Here is a 17,587-nt window from a genome sequence, read left to right on the forward strand (position 1 = left end):
GCCCGAAATATAGCCGTCTTGCGACAATCGACGCGAAAGCACGACGTCGAGGCTACCGACACAAGTCATTGAGGATGCGCGGGATCACTCCCGCCAAAGGGGTATTCATGAGCAATTTTGCACCGTGCCGCGCGCGCGCCACGACCGGCGTTTCCGCGCATAGCCGCCTTGCGCTCCGGGTCAGCGCCACCGCGCTCGCCGCCGCGCTGATCCTGCCCGGCCAGGCCGTGTTCGCGCAGGCGACGCCCGGTACGCCAAATGCAAATTCGACCGCGCCAGCGCAGGTCGACGCGGTCCCGACCGTCGCGGCACCGACACCGCAGCCTGCCGATGCCGTGCCGACTGCACCGCAGGACGATGCTGCGGGCGGTGACGATATCGTCGTCACCGGCATCCGCGCCGGCCTCGAATCCTCCGCCAAGATCAAGCGCCAGTCGGTCCTGATCGTCGACTCGATCTCCGCCGAAGACGTCGGCAAGCTGCCAGACGTCTCGATCGCGGACTCGCTCGCGCGCCTGCCCGGCGTGACCGCGCAGCGCCTTGAGGGCCGCGACCAGCGCCTGTCGATCCGCGGCCTCGGCCCCGATTTCTCGACCACGCTGCTCAACGGCCGCGAACAGGTGACGACCGGCGACAACCGCGGCGTCGAGTTCGACCAATATCCGTCGGAATTCTTCAAGACCGTCAACGTCTACAAGTCGGCGGATGCCTCGCTGATCGCCGCGGGCGTTGCCGGTACCGTCGACCTGCGCATGCTGCGCCCGCTCGACCAGGCGCACCGGATCATCGCGGTCAGCGCGCGCGCGCAGATGAACGGCATCGACAAGCTCAATCCCGACGGCACGCGCTACGGCTACCGCGCATCGGCGACCTATGTCGACAAGTTCGCCAACGACACGCTCGGCATCGCGATCGGCGTGTCGGCGACGCAGACGCCGTCGCAGGACGAGCGCTATAACGCATGGGGCTATAGCGGCGCCGGCACCGCGGCCAGCCCGTTCCTGCTCAACGGCGCCAAGCCGTATGTCCAGTCGAACTTGCTGAAGCGCTATGGCGGCGTCGCGACGATCGAGTGGCAGCCGTCCGACAGCTTCCATTCGACCTTCGACGCGCTGTACTCGCACTTCGAGGAAACGCAGATCCTGCGTGGCATCGAATTCCCGCTCGCAGGGCAGCTCGCGAGCGCCGGTACGGCCGGCGGCACGACCGTTTCCGGGGTGACCGTCGCCGACGGCTTCGCGACCGGCGCGACATTCGGCAACGTCTTCGGCGTGCAGCGCAACGACTATAACCAGCGCAAGGCGGACAATTTCTCGCTCGGTTGGAACAACGACCTCAAGCTGACCGAGACGATCCACCTGAACGTCGATGCCAGCTGGAGCCGTGCGAAGCGCACCGACTTCCTGCTCGAGACCAACACCGGCACCGGCTTCGCCAAGAGCGGCGCGGCCGACACCGTCACCGTCAAGCAGAACGGCAACGGCACCTACACCTTCTCGCCGACGCTCGATTACACCAACACCAACATCTTCAAGCTGACCGATCCGCAGGGTTGGGGCAACAACGGCACGCAGCAGGTCGTCCAGTCGGGCTTCCTCAACCGGCCGAGCTTCAAGGACGATCTGAAGTCGCTCCGTGCGAGCCTGAACGGCGAGTTCTCGGACAGCGTCGTCAAGGGCTGGGAAGCGGGCGGCAACTACAGCCAGCGCAAGAAGACCAGCGCGTACACGTCCTATTTCCTCTGCCCGACCGGCGGCGGCACCAACTGCACCGTGGCGAGCGGCTCGCCGCTGAGCGGCAACGTTCCCAGCGAGGCATTGCTCGGCAAGAACGTGGCGCTCGACTACCTCGGCATCCCGCAGATGCTGACGCTCGATCCGCTGTATCTCTACAATAATTCGCTCAACGCAGCGTTCGATGGCCGTCCGTCAGCCTTGGTGCGCGACAATGTCGTGCTCGAGAAGGTCTGGACCGGCTATGCCAAGGTCACGATCGACGGCCTGGTCGGCGACAAGCCGCTCAAGGGCTCGATCGGTGCGCAGGTGGTGCATTCGGACCAGAGCTCGACCGGCCAGATCGCCAGCGTCGTCGGCGGCGCGGTGACGATCGCACCGGTGACTCAGTCGCTGAAATACACCAACTTCCTGCCCTCGGCGACGATGTCGGTCGAACTGATCCCGCTGGGCTTCGTCAAGGTCGGCGCCTCACAGACGATGGTCCGTCCGCGTCTCGATCAGGAGCGCGTCACGCAGGACGTCGCGATCAACCTGACCAACATCGGCCAGACGCCCGCCGGGCTGTTCCCGGTGTTCACGTCGACCGGTGGCAACGTCAATCTGAAGCCGTACCAGTCGACCAACATCGATCTGTCGTTCGAGAAGTATTTCAGCGGTGGCGGCTATGTCGCGCTGTCAGGCTATTTCAAGCACCTGACCGACTTCGTCGATCCCAACAACTCGCTGCCCTATGACTTCTCGGCGCTGCTACCGGCGCTGACCGCGGCGCAGCAGGCGCAGGTGATCGCGGCGGGCCAGACCATCGGCAACGTCTCGACGCCCGCCAACACCGGTCGTGGCGAGGTGCTCGGCGTCGAGGGCACGGTGTCGCTGCCGTTCAAGGCGATCACATCGGCACTCGACGGCTTCGGCATCTTCGCGAGCGGCAACTACACGCAGTCGACGATCAAGTATGGCAGCAACCCAACCGACGCGATCACCCTGCCCGGCCTGTCCAAGTGGACCGGCAGCGGCACGATCTATTTCGAGAAATGGGGCTTCCAGGCACGCGCGAACTATCGCTACCGCTCCAGCTTCCTCGCCGAAGTCGCCGGCTTGTCGGCCACCCCGACGTATCGCACCGCGCGGTCGGAGGGGATCCTCGATGCGCAGATCGGGTATGAGTTCCAGAGTGGTCCGCTCGCGAACTTCGCGATCCTGGCGCAGGCGAAGAACCTGACCGACCGGCCGTTCGTCACCTATCAGAACGACGATCCACGCCAGGTGATCGACTATCAGCGCTATGGCCGCGACTACTATGTCGGCATCACCTATAAGTTCTGAACTCGATAACGGGGCGGTTCACGCCGCCCCGTATTTTTTCCGCAATGGCGGCACCTGACGGTTTCGAAGCGGGGACGCAGACGATGGCCAATCACCCCTTGCGTATCGTGATCGCCGGTGGCGGCACGGCCGGCTGGATGGCGGCGGCGACCTTCGCGCGGTTCCTGGAGACGGGATACGAGATCGACCTGATCGAGTCCGACGCGATCGGCACGGTCGGGGTCGGCGAGGCGACGATCCCGCAGATCCATCTGTTCAACGACGCACTCGGTCTCGACGAGGACGCGTTCCTCCGCGCGACCGGCGGCACGTTCAAGCTTGGCATCGAGTTCGTCGACTGGTTCAAGCCGGGCCATCGGTACATGCACGCGTTCGGCGATGTCGGCCGCGACGTCGGCCTGTTGCCGTTCCACCAATACTGGCTGCGCGCGCAGTCGCTCGGGTTGGCCGGCGATCTTGGCGCCTATTCACTCAACACGCATGCCGCGCTCGCCGAGCGGATGCAGCGGGGGCCGGCTCGTACCGCCCGGACACTGCCGTCGATGCCGTACGCCTATCATTTCGATGCCGGGCTCTATGCGCGGTACCTGCGGCGCTATTCCGAGACGCGCGGCGTCAACCGGATCGAGGGCAAGATCGTCCGCGTCACGCGCGACGGCGAGAGCGGCGACGTCTCCGGCCTCGTGCTGGAGAACGGCACGACCGTCGCCGCCGACCTGTACATCGACTGCACCGGGTTTCGCGGGCTGCTGATCGAGGAGGCGCTCGGCACAGGGTACGAGGACTGGACGCACTGGCTGCCGTGCGACCGCGCGATCGCGGTGCCCTCGGCGCGGAGCGACAAGTTCACGCCGTATACTCGCTCGACCGCGCATTCCGCCGGCTGGCAGTGGCGGATCCCGTTGCAGCACAGGACCGGCAACGGCGTCGTCTTCTCCAGCGCGCACATGAGCGAGGACGAGGCGACCGCCACCTTGCTCGCCAGACTCGACACGCCCGCGATGGCGGACCCGCGGACGATCGCGTTCCGCACGGGTCGTCGCAAGCGGATGTGGAACCGCAACGTCGTCGCGCTCGGGCTCGCCGCGGGGTTCATGGAACCGCTCGAATCCACCAGCATCCATCTGATCCAGTCGGCGATCTCGCGATTGCTCAAGCTGCTGCCCGGCCGCGTCATCGCTGAGGCCGATCGCAACGAGTTCAACCGCCAGAGCGACTTCGAATACGAACGCATCCGCGACTTCATCATCCTCCACTACAAGGCGACGGAGCGCGACGACACGCCGTTCTGGCGCCAGTGCCGCGACATGGCCATCCCCGACACGCTCGCCGCGAAGATCGACCTGTGGCGCGGCAACGGACATATCGTCCGCGAGCATGAAGAGCTGTTCACCGAAGTCGGTTGGCTTCAGGTGCTGGCCGGACAAGGCATCATGCCGGCGGGCCATCACCCGCTGGCCGACGCGATATCGACGAACGACCTGGGGGAATTCATGGACACGATCGACAAGCTGAATGCGCGCGAGGCGGGCCAGATGCAGGATCACGCGGCGTTCGTCGCCCAGCATTGCGCGGCATCCGCAGGACTCGGCGCATGAGCATTTCCGCCGCCATCCTGCTCGCACTGTCCGGCGCAGCCGCCGTGCCGCCCGCCGACTACCGCGCGCGTGCGCCGCAGGACGAGGTCATCTATTTCGTCCTGCCCGACCGGTTCGAGAACGCCGACCCCTCGAACGATCGCGGCGGGATCGCCGGCGACCGGCTCAATACCGGCTATGATCCGACCGCCAAGGGCTTCTATCACGGCGGCGACCTGAAGGGCCTGACCAAGCGGCTCGACTATATCCAGCATCTCGGCGCGACCGCGATCTGGCTCGGGCCGATCTTCAAGAACAAGGCGGTGCAGGGTTCGCCGGGCCACGAGTCTGCGGGCTATCACGGCTACTGGATCACCGACTTCACGCAGGTCGACCCGCATCTCGGCACCAACGCCGACATGACCGCCTTCGTGGACGCCGCCCACAAACGCGGGATGAAGGTGTATATGGACATCATCATCAACCACACCGCAGACGTGATCCAGTACCGCGAATGTGCGGTCGGCATGCCCTGCCCGTACCGCGACCGCGCGACGTATCCGTACCAGCGCAAGGGCGGCGTCGGCGGCAAGGCGATCAATGGCGGGTTCGCAGGGGACGACGTGCGGACCGCGGCGAACTTCGCCAAGCTGACCGATCCGACCTATGCCTACACGCCGTACGTGCCCGCCGCCGAGCGGAACGTGAAGGTGCCGGCGTGGCTCAACGACCCGATCTATTACCATAATCGCGGCGACACGACTTTCATGAACGAGAGCTCGACGATGGGCGACTTCTCGGGGCTCGACGACGTGATGACCGAGAATCCGCGTGTCGTGAGCGGGATGATCGACATCTTCGGATCGTGGATCGACCGGTTCAAGGTCGACGGCTTCCGCATCGACACCGCGCGCCATGTGAACCCCGAATACTGGGCGCAGTTCGTGCCGGCGATGCTCACGCGGGCGCAGGCGAACGGCATCCCGAACTTCCACATCTTCGGCGAAGTCTCCGATCACGAGGTCCGCCCGGCGGTGCTGGCGCAGCATACGATCGTCGACAAGCTGCCGACGGTGCTCGACTTCGCGTTCCGCCAGGCGGTGGTCGAGACGGTCGCGGGCACGCGCGGCACCGACGCGTTCGAGGCGCTATTCGACGGCGACGTGCTGTACGCGAAGGGCGCCGACACCGCGGCGATCTTGCCGACCTTCACCGGCAACCACGACGACGGTCGCTTCGCGACGTTCGTGCGGAAGGCATTTCCGCAGGCGTCGGCCGAGGAAGTGCTGAAGCGCGTGCTGCTGTCGAACGCGATGCTGCTGACGTTGCGCGGCGTGCCGACGATCTATTCGGGCGACGAACAGGGCTTCGTCGGCGACGGCAACGATCAGGATGCGCGCGAGGACATGTTCGCGTCGAAGGTCGCAATCTACAACGACAACCGCCTGCTCGGCACGACCAAGACGACCGCGACCGAAAGCTTCGGCGAGACCAATCCGCTGTTCCGCGAGATTGCCGAGCTGTCGAAGGTGCGCGTCACACATCCCGCGCTCACGCGGGGCCGGACGGTCATCCGCAGCCGTAGCGAGGCGCCGGGCCTGCTTGCCGTTTCGCGCTTCGATCCGACGACCGGTGCGGAAACCCTGCTTGCGTTCAACACCTCGGCCAAGCCGATCACGCAGGCGGTGCAGGTCGAGATCGGCTCGACGCGCTTCGCTACGCTTGCCGGCAAATGTGCGGCTCGCGCTGCCGCCCCCGGCAGTGTCACACTAACCCTGCCCGCGTTCGGCTATGCCGTCTGCGCCGCGGAGACTCGTTGATGCCTGCACGATTGCCTGAGTCCGCTGCCGATCACCCATGGTGGAAGGGCGCGACGATCTACCAGATCTATCCACGGAGTTTCGCGGACTCGAACGACGACGGGATCGGCGACCTGCCGGGTATCACCGCGCATCTCGATTATGTCGCCAGCCTCGGCGTCGACGCGGTGTGGCTGTCGCCGTTCTTCACCTCGCCGATGAAGGATTTCGGCTATGACGTGTCGGATTACCGAGACGTCGATCCGATCTTCGGCACGCTCGCCGATTTCGACGCGCTGATCGCGCGCGCGCATGCGCTCGGGCTGAAGATCATCATCGATCAGGTCTATTCGCACACGTCGGAGGAGCATGACTGGTTCCGCCGGAGCCGCGCGTCGCGCAGCGGCGACAAGGCGGACTGGTATGTCTGGGCGGACGCGAAGCCCGACGGCACGCCGCCGTCGAACTGGCAGTCGGTGTTCGGCGGGCCGGCCTGGACCTGGGACGCGCGGCGCGGGCAATATTACATGCACAATTTCCTCAAGGACCAACCGCAGCTCAACGGGCATAACCCCGCGGTGCAGGACGAACTGATCGCGACGGCGAGGTTCTGGTTGAATCGCGGCGTCGACGGCTTCCGCCTCGATGCGATCAACTTCGCGATGCACGACCCGGCGCTGACCGACAATCCGCCCGCGCCCGCGACCAATCGCGCACGCACGCGGTCGTTCGATTTCCAGCAGAAGCTGCACAACCAGAGCCATCCGGACATCGTCGGCTTCATCGAGCGGATCCGCGCGCTGCTCGACAAATATGGCGCCGGGTTCACGGTGGCGGAAGTCGGCGGCGACGACAGCGACCGCGAGATGAAGCTGTTCACCGGCGGTAATGGCCGGCTCAACAGCGCGTACGGGTTCGACTTCCTGTACGCGGACCGGCTGACGCCCGAGCTGATCGTCGATGCGGTCGGCAACTGGCCCGATACGCCGGGCCTCGGCTGGCCGAGCTGGGCGTTCGAGAACCACGACGCGCCGCGCGCGGTGTCGCGCTGGACCACGCCCGATCAGCGCGAGTCGTTCGCGCGGATGAAGATCCTGCTGCTCGTCGCGTTGCGCGGTAACATCTTCCTGTACCAGGGCGAGGAGCTGGGGCTGACGCAGGTCGACATCGCGTTCGACGACCTGCTCGACCCGGAGGCGATCGCGAACTGGCCGTTGACCCTGTCCCGAGACGGCGCGCGTACCCCGATGCCGTGGATCGGCGCGGCGCCCGATCTCGGGTTCGGCAGCACCGAGCCCTGGCTGCCGTTCGGCGAGGATCACCGCGCGATCGCGGTGGACGCACAGGAAGCGGACGCGACGTCGCTGCTGCACTGGACGCGAGCGTTGATTGCCGCGCGGAAAGCGCATCCGGCGCTGCGGCTGGGGAGCCTGCGGATCGTCCACAGCGACGATGCGGTGATCGCGTTCGAGCGGGAGTCCGGCGACGAGACGCTGCTCTGCGTGTTCAATCTCGGCGACGACGCACGTGGTTGGCCGTCGAGCATCGCGACCGACGGCGACATGCTGTTCGCGACCGACGGCGCCGACGCGACGACGCTGCCGCCACTGTCCGGGCTGGTGCTGCGGCGGTGATCGACGGACTAGGCCAGCACATCGTCATCCTCGGCGGCGGCACCGCCGGGTGGATGACCGCGTGCCTGATCGCGCATCGCTGGCAGGATTGCGGCGTCCGCGTGACGTTGGTCGAAAGCCCGGAGATCGGCATCGTCGGCGTCGGCGAAGGATCGACGCCGCAGCTGAAGCATTTCTTCGACACGCTCGGCATCGCCGAAGCCGAGTGGATGCAGGCGTGCGATGCGACCTACAAGCTCGGGATCGGCTTCGAAGGCTGGTCGGACCGCGAGGGGTATGACCGCTATTTCCACCCCTTCCCTACCGAACTCGACGGCCACACCGCGCCGCAGTTCTTCTACAACGCACGCGCACGGCGGACCGGGCGCGCTGTCGACGCGCACCCCGACCAGTTCCTTCTTCCCGCCCGCCTGGCCGCCACGCACTGCGCGCCGCAGCCCGCTGCAAACTTCCCGTTCGAAGTCAGCTACGGCTATCACTTCGACGCGTACAAGGTTGGCGCCTTCCTTGCCACGCACGCGACCGAGAGACTGGACGTCGTCCATCAGCAGCGCCGTATCGCCAGCGTCGAGCGCGCGCCGACCGGGGGTATCACCGCGTTGATCGATACCGACGGCGAGCGCATCGCAGGCGATTTCTTCATCGATGCAAGCGGGTTCCGCGGCACGATCTTCAACGCGCTCGGAATGCCGTTCGTCAGCTATGCCGGCGCGCTGTTCAACGACCGCGCGGTGGTCATGCCCGCCGCGCATACCCCCAGCGCGCCGATCCCCAGCCAAACGCGCGCGACCGCGTTGTCGGCCGGCTGGGCGTGGCACATCCCGCTGACCAGCCGCATCGGCAACGGCTATGTCTACTCGAGCCGCCACCTGACCGAAACACAGGCGGAAGCGGAACTGCGCGCGCATATCGGCGCCGAGGCCGGCGAAGCGCGCCACCTCAAGATGCGCGTCGGCCGAGTCCGCGACAGCTGGTCGCACAACGCGCTCGCAGTCGGGCTCGCACAGGGCTTCATCGAGCCACTCGAGGCGACCGCGCTGCATCTCGTCATCGCCACCGTCGAGGCATTCCTCGCTGCAACCGACGAAGGCGGCGCGACCGACCCGGTCCGAGCCGCGTTCAACACCCGCATTGCCGCGCGTTACGACGGCGTCCGCGACTACATCGTCGCGCATTACCGGCTGAACCAGCGCCATGACGATCCGACCGGCTATTGGGCAGAGGCGCGCGGTATCGAAGCCCTGTCCGACGACCTCAAGATGCTGATGTCGACCTGGTTCACCGGCGCGGACATGGTCGCGGCGATCGATCGCGCCGGGCTTGGCCGCTATTATTCGACGATTAGCTGGCACTGCCTGTTCGCCGGCTACGGCACCTTTCCCGATGCCGCGCGGCTGATCCCGCCCGGCGCCGACATCGATCCCATCGACCTGCCGAAGATTGACAATTTCCTGACCCGTTGCGCATCGAATTTCGGGTCGCACGCCTCTCGCCTCCGCGCCGCCGCGGACCACAAGGATCACGTATGAAACGCATCGCCCTCCTGCTCGCCGCGACCGCTGGCGTGTGCAGCGTCCCCGTCTGCGCCCAGATGCCCGCAGCGGCCGACGCACCCGCGCCCACGTTGACTCCGCGGAGCGACGGTGTCGACGTCCATGTCGGCACGACCACCACGCGGATCACCGCGATGACCGACGGTCTGGTCCGCGTCCGCGTCGACAAGAACAGTCTGTTCCCGGAGGACGCCAGCTGGGCCGTCCCCGCCGCGATCCGCCACCAGAAGATCGCGGTCACCACAGCCCCCGATGGCTTCACCACCGCCAGCGTCCGCGTGCGCGTCGGTGCCGGCGGCACGATTACTTTCGAGACGTTGGACGGCAAGATCATCTCCGCCGATGCCGCCCCCGTCGCGACCGACGGCAAGGCGTTCACGATCTCGAAGACGTTGCCGATCGCCGAGCATTTCTACGGCCTTGGTGACAAGACGCAGGGGCTCGACCGGCGCGGCCACGGCTTCGTCGACTGGAACACCGACGCGTTCGGGTTCAGCAGCGCGGACGATCCGATCTACAAATCGATACCGTTCTTCATCGGCACCGGCGGTGCGGGCGGCAGCTACGGCATCCTGCTCGACAACACGTATCGCACCTGGTTCGATTTCGGCCACCGCGATGCCGAGACGCTCTCGTTCGGCGGCCCCGACGGCCCGATCGACTATTACTTCATCGCCGGGCCATCGATGGCGGAGGTCACGCGCCGCTATGCCGATTTGACCGGCCACGCCCCGCTCGCACCGAAATGGGCGCTCGGCTATCAACAGTCGCGCTACAGCTATGGCAGCGCCGACGAGGTCCGCCAGATCGCCGCCCGCCTGCGCAGCGACCGCGTGCCGACCGACGTCATCTGGCTCGACATCGGCTACCAGGATCGCAACCGCCCGTTCACCACCGACGCCGAGACCTTCCCCGACCTCCCCAAGCTCGCCACCGAGATGAAGGCCGACGGGATCAAGCTGGTCGCGATCACCGATCTCCACATCGCCGCGGTCGAGCAGGGCTACGCGCCGTACCAGAGCGGGATTAAGGCCGACGCGTTCATCAAGACCGCCGATGGCAGCCCCTATGTCGCGCCGGTCTGGCCGGGTCCGTCAGTGTTCCCCGACTTCACCAAGACCGCCGCGCGGACGTGGTGGGGCACGCAGTATAAGGGCTTCCTCGACGCCGGGATCGCGGGTTTCTGGAACGACATGAACGAACCGGCGATCTTCGAGACGCCGACCAAGACAATGCCGCTCGACACCCGCCACCGGATCGACAGCGACGATTTCGCCGCGCGGATCACCGATCACCGCGAGGCGCACAACATCTACGGCATGCAGAATACGCGCGCCACGTACGACGGCCTGCTCAAGCTGCGTCCCGACGAGCGCCCGTTCGTGATGACGCGGGCGAGTTATGCCGGCGGGCAGCGTTACGCGGTCACCTGGACCGGCGACAACAGCGCGACCTGGGATCACCTGAAGCTGTCGGTGCAGCAGATCATCAACCTCGGCCTGTCCGGCTTCGGCTACAGCGCCGCCGACGTCAGCGGCTTTGCGGGCGGCCCGAGCCCCGATCTGCTCACGCGTTGGACGGAGATCGGCGCGTTCACGCCGGTGTTCCGCAACCATTCGGCGACCGGCACGCCGCGCGTCGAGCCGTGGGTCGACGGCCCCGACCACCTTGCGATCCGCCGCCGGTTCATCGAGGAACGCTATCGCCTGATGCCGTATTTCTACGCGCTGGCGGACCAGAACGCGCGGTTCGGCGATCCGATCATGCGGCCGGTGTTCTACGATTATCCCGCCGCCGCGACCGCATCGTGCGACCAGTCGATGGCGTTCACGCTCGGCAAGTCGCTGCTGATCGCACCGCCGCCCAAGCCCGAGTCGCCGCAGACCTACGACGTCTGCCTGCCCGCAGGCGGCTGGTATGATTACTGGACCGGACAGCGCGTCGGCACGCCCGAACCCGCCGCCGCCGGCCCGATCCAGTCGGCAACTCAGGCGGTGCCGACCGCGCGCACGCTCGGCGACCGCGTGACCGAAACCCCGCGGCTCGACCATCTGCCGGTTTTCGTCCGCGCCGGTACGATCCTGCCCCGCCAGCCGCTAGTCCAGAGCACCATCGAAACCCCGAACGGTCCGCTGCGGCTCGACGTTTATCCTGGCGCAGACTGCCTAGGCACGCTCTACGAGGACGACGGCCGCAGCCTGGCGTACACCCGCCGCGGCTATTTCCGCCAGACGGTACGCTGCACGATCACGCCGACCGGCCTGTCGATCGACTTCGCCAAGTCCGAAGGTGGCTTCAAGCCGTGGTGGAAATCTATTGCGATCACCGTCCACGGGTGGAGTGGCACTGGCACCGCCAGAAGTAACGGTAGGCATACCGACGTCGTTCAAGACCCAGCAGCCGCAACGTCGATCATCGTCGTTCCACCGATGAAAACCGCCAGCACGCTTCTCGTGGACGGACGACAGGTGTCGATTGAACAAGGGCCGAAAAGCATTCCGGTGCGGTGATTTCGCATCTGCGGACGAGCGGCTAGTCACCGACGCTCATGGTGTCTCGTCCTCGCCCAGGTTCGGACGTTCGATCATGTTAATACGGTCACGCCAAGAGTCCAAGCAGACTGCCCGCTGCAACTGTCCCGCTCTCCTGCATCTGTTCCGTAGCCTTCAACAGGGGGGTACCCTTAAAAGGGCCAAGCCCCTTTTCGTCCTCTTTGACCAAACTGTGACAGCCTTTGATTGATACCCCTGATCGAGCATAAATTTTGCGGTTTCACCACGACCGATTTGTATACCTGACATTCTGAAGTTCGTTCATTCGGCAGCGCTCGCTGCGGACGCCTTTTTCACACCGCGTTGACCCACAAGACCACATTCAGTAATCGTTATGCGCTTCCCAACTTCAGACGTTTTGTTCATGTCCGTTCGGCGCCTCAATGATCGGTCGTGAAATGAGACGAAGTGGGACGAAACCGCCGATCGCAGACCGCACGGCGAACAACACCATCTCCCATAAAACGACATTCAGGGTCCACTGTCGGCGTCACGAAAGCGGACGCTCGTTCATTTTGCAGTAACGCCAGAGAGGCAGTGGCAGACTAATTAATATTAGGTTGGGGTTCTAGACTATAGGCGTGTAGTTCTTCTAGCCGACCCAACATAATGCGGCTCCTTAATGGTGATGATCCGCTGTCCTACGAGTAGTTGTCTAGACATCGGCGCTATGTCGGTGACGTGAAGCAACGCGCTCGACACGCGCCCGCCTGCGACGCAGTTACCGGCAACGCCCTTGCCCGAGGCGAACGTCACGGTCCGCGTGCCGCCCTCCGTCGTATATCCTTTGACGAGCCAGGACGGCGCCGATCCCGCCTGTGCCCACGCAAAACCATAGCTGACATAGGAATTGCCGCGGCCGATATTGCCGAGGCTGTTGTCGATCCCCAGCTTCCGGATCGCCGCCGGATCGCTGACCTGCTTGGGTGCCGCGATCTCGTTGCCCTCGGGGCCGTTGTCGGCTGTGAACAGGATCAACGTGTTGTCGATCTGGCCCGAGGCGCGCAACGCGTCGATCACGCGGCCGACGTTCCGGTCGAGCCGGTCAACCATCGCCGCATAGACCTCCATCTTGCGCGCCTCGATCGCGCGCTGCTCGGGTATCAGTGACGACCAGGCCGGCACGCCGACGAGCGGATGCGCGACGACGGTAGCAGGCACCAGCCCAAGCTGTTTCTGCCGATCGAGCCGCGCGGCGAGCAACGCCTCCGGCCCGGCATCGAAGCGACCCTTGTACTTGGCGATATCAGCATCGGGTGCCTGAAGCGGCCAGTGCGGCGCCGAAGTGGCCAGATAGGCGAAAAACGGCTTTTGCGCGCTGGCGGGTTCGCCGAGGAAGCCGATCAGCTTGTCGGCGAACAGGTCGGTCGAATAGGCCCCCTGGGGGAACGGCACTTCCTTGCGATCCTGCCGGTAATTCGCCTGTTCGACGTCGGCCCAGGCCGCGTTCTGGTCTGCGCCGAAGTGATTGCCGAGCCCCTGCAACAGCGCGAACGAGCGATCGAACCCGCGCGCGGCGGGGGATCGATCTTCTGTGAGGCCGAGATGCCATTTGCCCGCCATCAGCGTGTAATAGCCGCCGCCAAGTCCATGCCTATCTCAGCGGACCACTGGTCGGCGATACGCTCGCGGCGCGGCTGTCGTTCAGCAAGACCGATCGCGATGGCTTCAACGTCAACCGGTTCGACGGCAGCAAGACGCAGGGTTACCACGATCTCGGCCTGCGCGGCCAACTGCTCTACAAACCGACCGACGCATTCAAGCTGCGCGTGATCGGCGATTACGGGCGTCAGCACGCGACGACCGCCGCCACCGTGCTCGAAGGGGTCGTCCGCAGCTATGACAATGGTACGAACTTCGCGAACAACTACACCGATCGCACGACCCGGCTCGGCTACACGCCTGTCCCCTTCAGCACGACGGAGCGCGCGGTCGATGTCGATGCAAACCCGCGCTAAAAGATGAACCAGGGCGGCGTGTCAGCGATCGCGGACCTCAGCCTGCCGGGAAACTCGCTGACCTCCGTCACCGCGTGGCGCTATTGGCACTGGTATCCGCACAATGACGGTGACAGCACATCGCTCGATGCCGGCCGCGATTTTCACCAGAGCAACGAACAGCGGCAGTTCAGCCAGGAACTCCGCATCGCCTCCGAAGGCGAACGGCGCATCGACTACGTCGCCGGCGTCTATTACCTGTGGCAGGAGATCAAGGCCAACGCGGTCAACGCCTACGGCACGCGGGCAGCCGACCGGTTCCTGGCGCCTACGGTAGACCGTGTCGTAGGTGCCGCCGCACTCAACAACTACAGCTATGTCAGCGACTCCAGTCCGATCACGAACAGCTACGCCGCCTTCACCCAGGGCATCTGGCATATCACGCCAATGCTCGATCTGACCGGCGGGCTGCGGTATACGTACGAGGATAAGCGCGGCTATTTCAACCGGACCGCGAGCGGCGCGGATCTATCGACACTGACGACCGCGCAGCAGGCGGCGGCACAGGCGATCCGCGCGCCCTACGGCATCGCCAACAGCTATACCGCACGCGGCCGGGTATCCGGCCAGGCGATGCTGACGTACAAAGTGACCCCGGATGCAAGTCCGGCTCAGGACACAGCGGTCCAGAAATGGAAGCTTCATCTGCCGATTGCCTACGACAATGCGAGCCCTGCGCCACCATCGCCCGATGTCGGTCATCATATTGAGAACGACCGGCTCAACCTCGCGGTCGCCGAAGTCGCCTTCGAGAACGCTCGCTCCGCCGCTGAATTCTTCGCCAGGAGCGCTTTCATACGATGCTTGGTCAGCAGAGCCGCTATCTCGATGCGATCGGTGCCTATCTTGTCACTGGCTTCTACACGTTCGTCCGCGATGGTGTGCCGACCACGGCTGGCCTTCGCGGGAGCCGGGCCGAGCTGATCAATATGGTCGGTGCGGCAAACCAGACCGCTCCCGATATCGTCCCTCGCTTCGCGCCAATCCACGAAGGCCGCGGATAGGAAAGGCAAAGGACGCAGGCTTAAAGTTTCTGATGAGGGTTTTTGCCGAGCCTTCGTTCAGAATTGTGAGGGTGCTGAAGCCCGGACGCTCCGACTTCCTTCCAAACTTACATGCTGACGGTTGTTCAGGCGACCCGGCTAAGGAAAATGACCATGACGACTATCTGGAACGTAGTGCTCGTCCACGGTGCATGGGCCGCTGCCAGCGCGCCGTACCCGCTCGCTCACGCGTGCTGGTCAATTCCTCTTCCAGGCCGGATCGTTTCTCACGAGCCTTGCTTAGCGCTGCGGCCGTGTCACTGACGGCCTTCCGAGCATCGGCGAGACGCGCAGTCAGATCCTCCAGTCCCTTGACCTGATCAGCAAGGCGGCCTTGCTCGGCCAGTCGGGTATCGCGCAACTGCGCCGCGGACCGCGCTACGTCGATCTGACCAACCAGAACTTTTCGCCGATCTGCGTCCGTCGTATCGGCAAGATCACGGTCCAACACCTTCAGCCTGGCCCGAGCTGCCTCGAGATCGGAGAAGCCCTGTTCAAGGACGGCGAGCCGGGTCGCAGCTTCGTTCGCGGTCCGCTCCGCAGCCTCATGCTCGGTACGCGCTGCCGCCTGCCGACCGCTAGGCCGACCGGTGGTGGTCCAATAGTCTGCAAATTGGCTGTCGATACGGGGGCGGACACGCTGGTAGGCTGCGCCGCCCATGATCGTGCCGACCTCAGCCTCCAGCGTGGCGCGCACGCTGTCGCGGACTATGTCACCCGGAGCCGTGACTTCAAGCGCCTGGGCCTGCCCTACCCAAAGCAGCCCCAGCGCGCCATGCGCGGCCGCATCGCCGGCCTGACTCGTGTCACGCCGCGCGCCGAGCAATGCCTGCAGCTGGGCTTCGGCATCTTCGCCCTGTGCACGGCCGTTTGGCCCACGGACCTCGACTGACGCACCTTTGAGGAAGCGCTTGTTGACCTGCCACTCTTCGCCTCTCGCCTCGAAGCCGATCTCGATCTGCGGCGCTACGGCTTCACCGTGCGGCGCATAGCTGCGCGCCAGCCGGTTGGCTGTGTTGTGCCGAATGAAGAAGGCTGCACGCATGGCTTCGAGCAGCGTCGACTTGCCGGTCTCGTTAGGCTCGATGATGACGTTCAGGCCGTCGGTCAGCCCATCGAGGACGAACGGATCGCGAAACTTGCGAAAGTTGGTCAGCGCAATGCGCCGGATCTTGAGGCTCATGCTGCGTCCTGTCCGCGCTGATATTCTACAAACAGGCGCTCGAGCGCCCGCTTGGCGGTGACGCCGTCGGCACCCCCCACCTCAATCATGCTCATCAGCTTGGCGGCAGCCGTTCCGATCATTCCCTCGACCTGGAGATCTGCCAGATCCTCCTCGCTCGGCCGTCCGACGAGATCATCCTCCGTCACCGCCAAATGGCGCAGACGATGGCGTAGGTCATTGTCCAGCCTACCGAGGATCGCGATCCGGTCAGACAGGCTGACGATTCCGGCAAGCGACAACTGCAGGAGCGTCGCCGACGGTTCGATCGGACCGAGCAGCCGTTCACACTCAGCAGCAAAGCCATCCGCGTCCGGTATCGTCCATTCCCGCATCAGCCACTGGAACCTGCCCGTCCGGATCGGCGACACGACGGGCTCCACGCCTAGCTCAAGCGCCACGAGCAGGGCATATCCAGGTTCGTCTCGCTGGAAGCGGTCTGTTTCTGGGGTACCCGAGTACCAGGTGCGCGCGTCGACCCGCAGCGCTCCATGCCAGTCGCCGAGCGCCAGATAGTCCAGGTTGGAACGCTGGGCCCGATCGGGAGCAATCTGGTTTTGCGCCTCGCCACGCGACGAGAAGTCACGGATCGAACCATGAGCCAAGCCAATGCGAAGCGCCGCGCCCGGCGTCTCCATCGTGTCGAACAAGGCCGTCGGGTCATCCAGATTGTGCCGGTGGGTCAGCGGCGCTGGCAGGAGCCAATGTCTAGGTTCAAGTTCGCATGGTACGGGCTCGGTGACGATGCGGATGTTCGTCACGCCCTTGGCGCGGACACGGTCCCACAGACCGCTGTTGCGGGCGAAGTCGTGATTGCCTGGGAGCAGCCACCACGTGCAGGCATATCGCTGCATCCGCGACACCGCCTGCACAATCACGCGATCTTCGGGCCCTTCAGTATCGAAGACGTCGCCTGCGACCAGGACATGCGCCGCGTTATGCTCGACCGCGGCCTTGCCGATCGCATCGATCGCATCGAAACGCGCCTCGCTGAGCGCCGCACGGACATCGCTATCGAAGCGACCGTACGGCTTACCTAGCTGCCAGTCTGCGGTGTGGATTAAGCGTAGCATAGGGCTCTCTTGGTGCCTTCTGGCCCACGTGTCGAACGCTGCCGCCACTTTGCCGTACTGCTGGCTACCATTATCTCG

At 65.0% G+C, this 17,587-nt stretch carries 12 protein-coding genes; 8 read left to right on the forward strand and 4 right to left on the reverse strand.

Annotation, left to right across the window (positions count from 1 at the left end):
* Positions 1 to 107 precede the first annotated feature (107 nt).
* Genes O6W96_RS04535 through O6W96_RS04560 form a run of 6 tightly spaced genes read left to right on the forward strand, consistent with a single transcriptional unit; the run spans position 108 to position 12,132 of the window.
* Positions 108 to 3,059 carry a TonB-dependent receptor gene (locus O6W96_RS04535; protein ID WP_353468459.1) on the forward strand — a complete coding sequence of 984 codons (2,952 nt, stop codon included), beginning with the start codon at positions 108 to 110 and terminating at the stop codon, positions 3,057 to 3,059.
* 44 nt (positions 3,060 to 3,103) lie between these two features.
* Positions 3,104 to 4,657 (forward strand): tryptophan halogenase family protein, encoded by a 1,554-nt coding sequence (locus tag O6W96_RS04540; RefSeq protein ID WP_353468460.1) that lies wholly within the window; start codon positions 3,104 to 3,106, stop codon positions 4,655 to 4,657.
* The gene (locus tag O6W96_RS04545) at positions 4,654 to 6,456 is read left to right on the forward strand and encodes an alpha-amylase family glycosyl hydrolase (protein ID WP_353468461.1); all 1,803 of its coding nucleotides are present in this window, start codon (positions 4,654 to 4,656) and stop codon (positions 6,454 to 6,456) included. Before O6W96_RS04540 ends, O6W96_RS04545 begins: the two co-directional genes overlap by 4 nt.
* Positions 6,456 to 8,069 carry an alpha-amylase family glycosyl hydrolase gene (locus O6W96_RS04550; RefSeq protein ID WP_353468462.1) on the forward strand — a complete coding sequence of 538 codons (1,614 nt, stop codon included), beginning with the start codon at positions 6,456 to 6,458 and terminating at the stop codon, positions 8,067 to 8,069. Before O6W96_RS04545 ends, O6W96_RS04550 begins: the two co-directional genes overlap by 1 nt.
* The gene (locus tag O6W96_RS04555) at positions 8,066 to 9,598 is read left to right on the forward strand and encodes a tryptophan halogenase family protein (protein ID WP_353468463.1); all 1,533 of its coding nucleotides are present in this window, start codon (positions 8,066 to 8,068) and stop codon (positions 9,596 to 9,598) included. Before O6W96_RS04550 ends, O6W96_RS04555 begins: the two co-directional genes overlap by 4 nt.
* Positions 9,595 to 12,132, forward strand: a complete 2,538-nt coding sequence (locus O6W96_RS04560) for a TIM-barrel domain-containing protein (RefSeq protein ID WP_353468464.1) — start codon at positions 9,595 to 9,597, stop codon at positions 12,130 to 12,132. The genes O6W96_RS04555 and O6W96_RS04560 overlap by 4 nt, the downstream gene beginning before the upstream one ends.
* Positions 12,133 to 12,747: 615 nt before the next feature.
* On the opposite strand, the gene O6W96_RS04565 is transcribed toward O6W96_RS04560, so the two are convergent.
* Both O6W96_RS04565 and O6W96_RS04570 read right to left on the reverse strand, forming a co-directional pair.
* A complete protein-coding gene (locus tag O6W96_RS04565) occupies positions 12,748 to 13,737 on the reverse strand; it encodes a sulfatase-like hydrolase/transferase (protein WP_353468465.1) in 990 nt (329 codons plus the stop codon).
* A complete protein-coding gene (locus O6W96_RS04570; protein ID WP_353468466.1) occupies positions 13,737 to 13,970 on the reverse strand; it encodes a hypothetical protein in 234 nt (77 codons plus the stop codon). The genes O6W96_RS04565 and O6W96_RS04570 overlap by 1 nt, the downstream gene beginning before the upstream one ends.
* An 18-nt stretch (positions 13,971 to 13,988) precedes the next feature.
* Between O6W96_RS04570 and O6W96_RS04575 the strand changes: the two genes are divergently transcribed.
* Together O6W96_RS04575 and O6W96_RS04580 are read left to right on the forward strand one after the other, a co-directional pair.
* Positions 13,989 to 14,132 (forward strand): hypothetical protein, encoded by a 144-nt coding sequence (locus O6W96_RS04575; protein WP_353468467.1) that lies wholly within the window; start codon positions 13,989 to 13,991, stop codon positions 14,130 to 14,132.
* An 18-nt stretch (positions 14,133 to 14,150) separates the two neighbouring features.
* Positions 14,151 to 15,095, forward strand: coding sequence for a TonB-dependent receptor domain-containing protein (locus O6W96_RS04580; protein ID WP_353468468.1), 945 nt, complete (start codon positions 14,151 to 14,153; stop codon positions 15,093 to 15,095).
* 240 nt (positions 15,096 to 15,335) lie between these two features.
* Here O6W96_RS04580 and O6W96_RS04585 read toward each other — a convergent pair whose 3' ends face one another.
* On the reverse strand, positions 15,336 to 16,397 hold the full coding sequence (locus O6W96_RS04585; protein ID WP_353468469.1) for an AAA family ATPase: 1,062 nt from the start codon (positions 16,395 to 16,397) through the stop codon (positions 15,336 to 15,338).
* Entirely contained in the window at positions 16,394 to 17,509 is a 1,116-nt protein-coding gene (locus O6W96_RS04590; RefSeq protein WP_353468470.1) for a metallophosphoesterase family protein, read from the reverse strand. Before O6W96_RS04590 ends, O6W96_RS04585 begins: the two co-directional genes overlap by 4 nt.
* Positions 17,510 to 17,587 lie beyond the last annotated feature (78 nt).

Origin of the sequence: Sphingomonas faeni (assembly GCF_040407495.1) — a bacterium.
Classification (GTDB): Bacteria; Pseudomonadota; Alphaproteobacteria; order Sphingomonadales; family Sphingomonadaceae; genus Sphingomonas; species Sphingomonas faeni_D.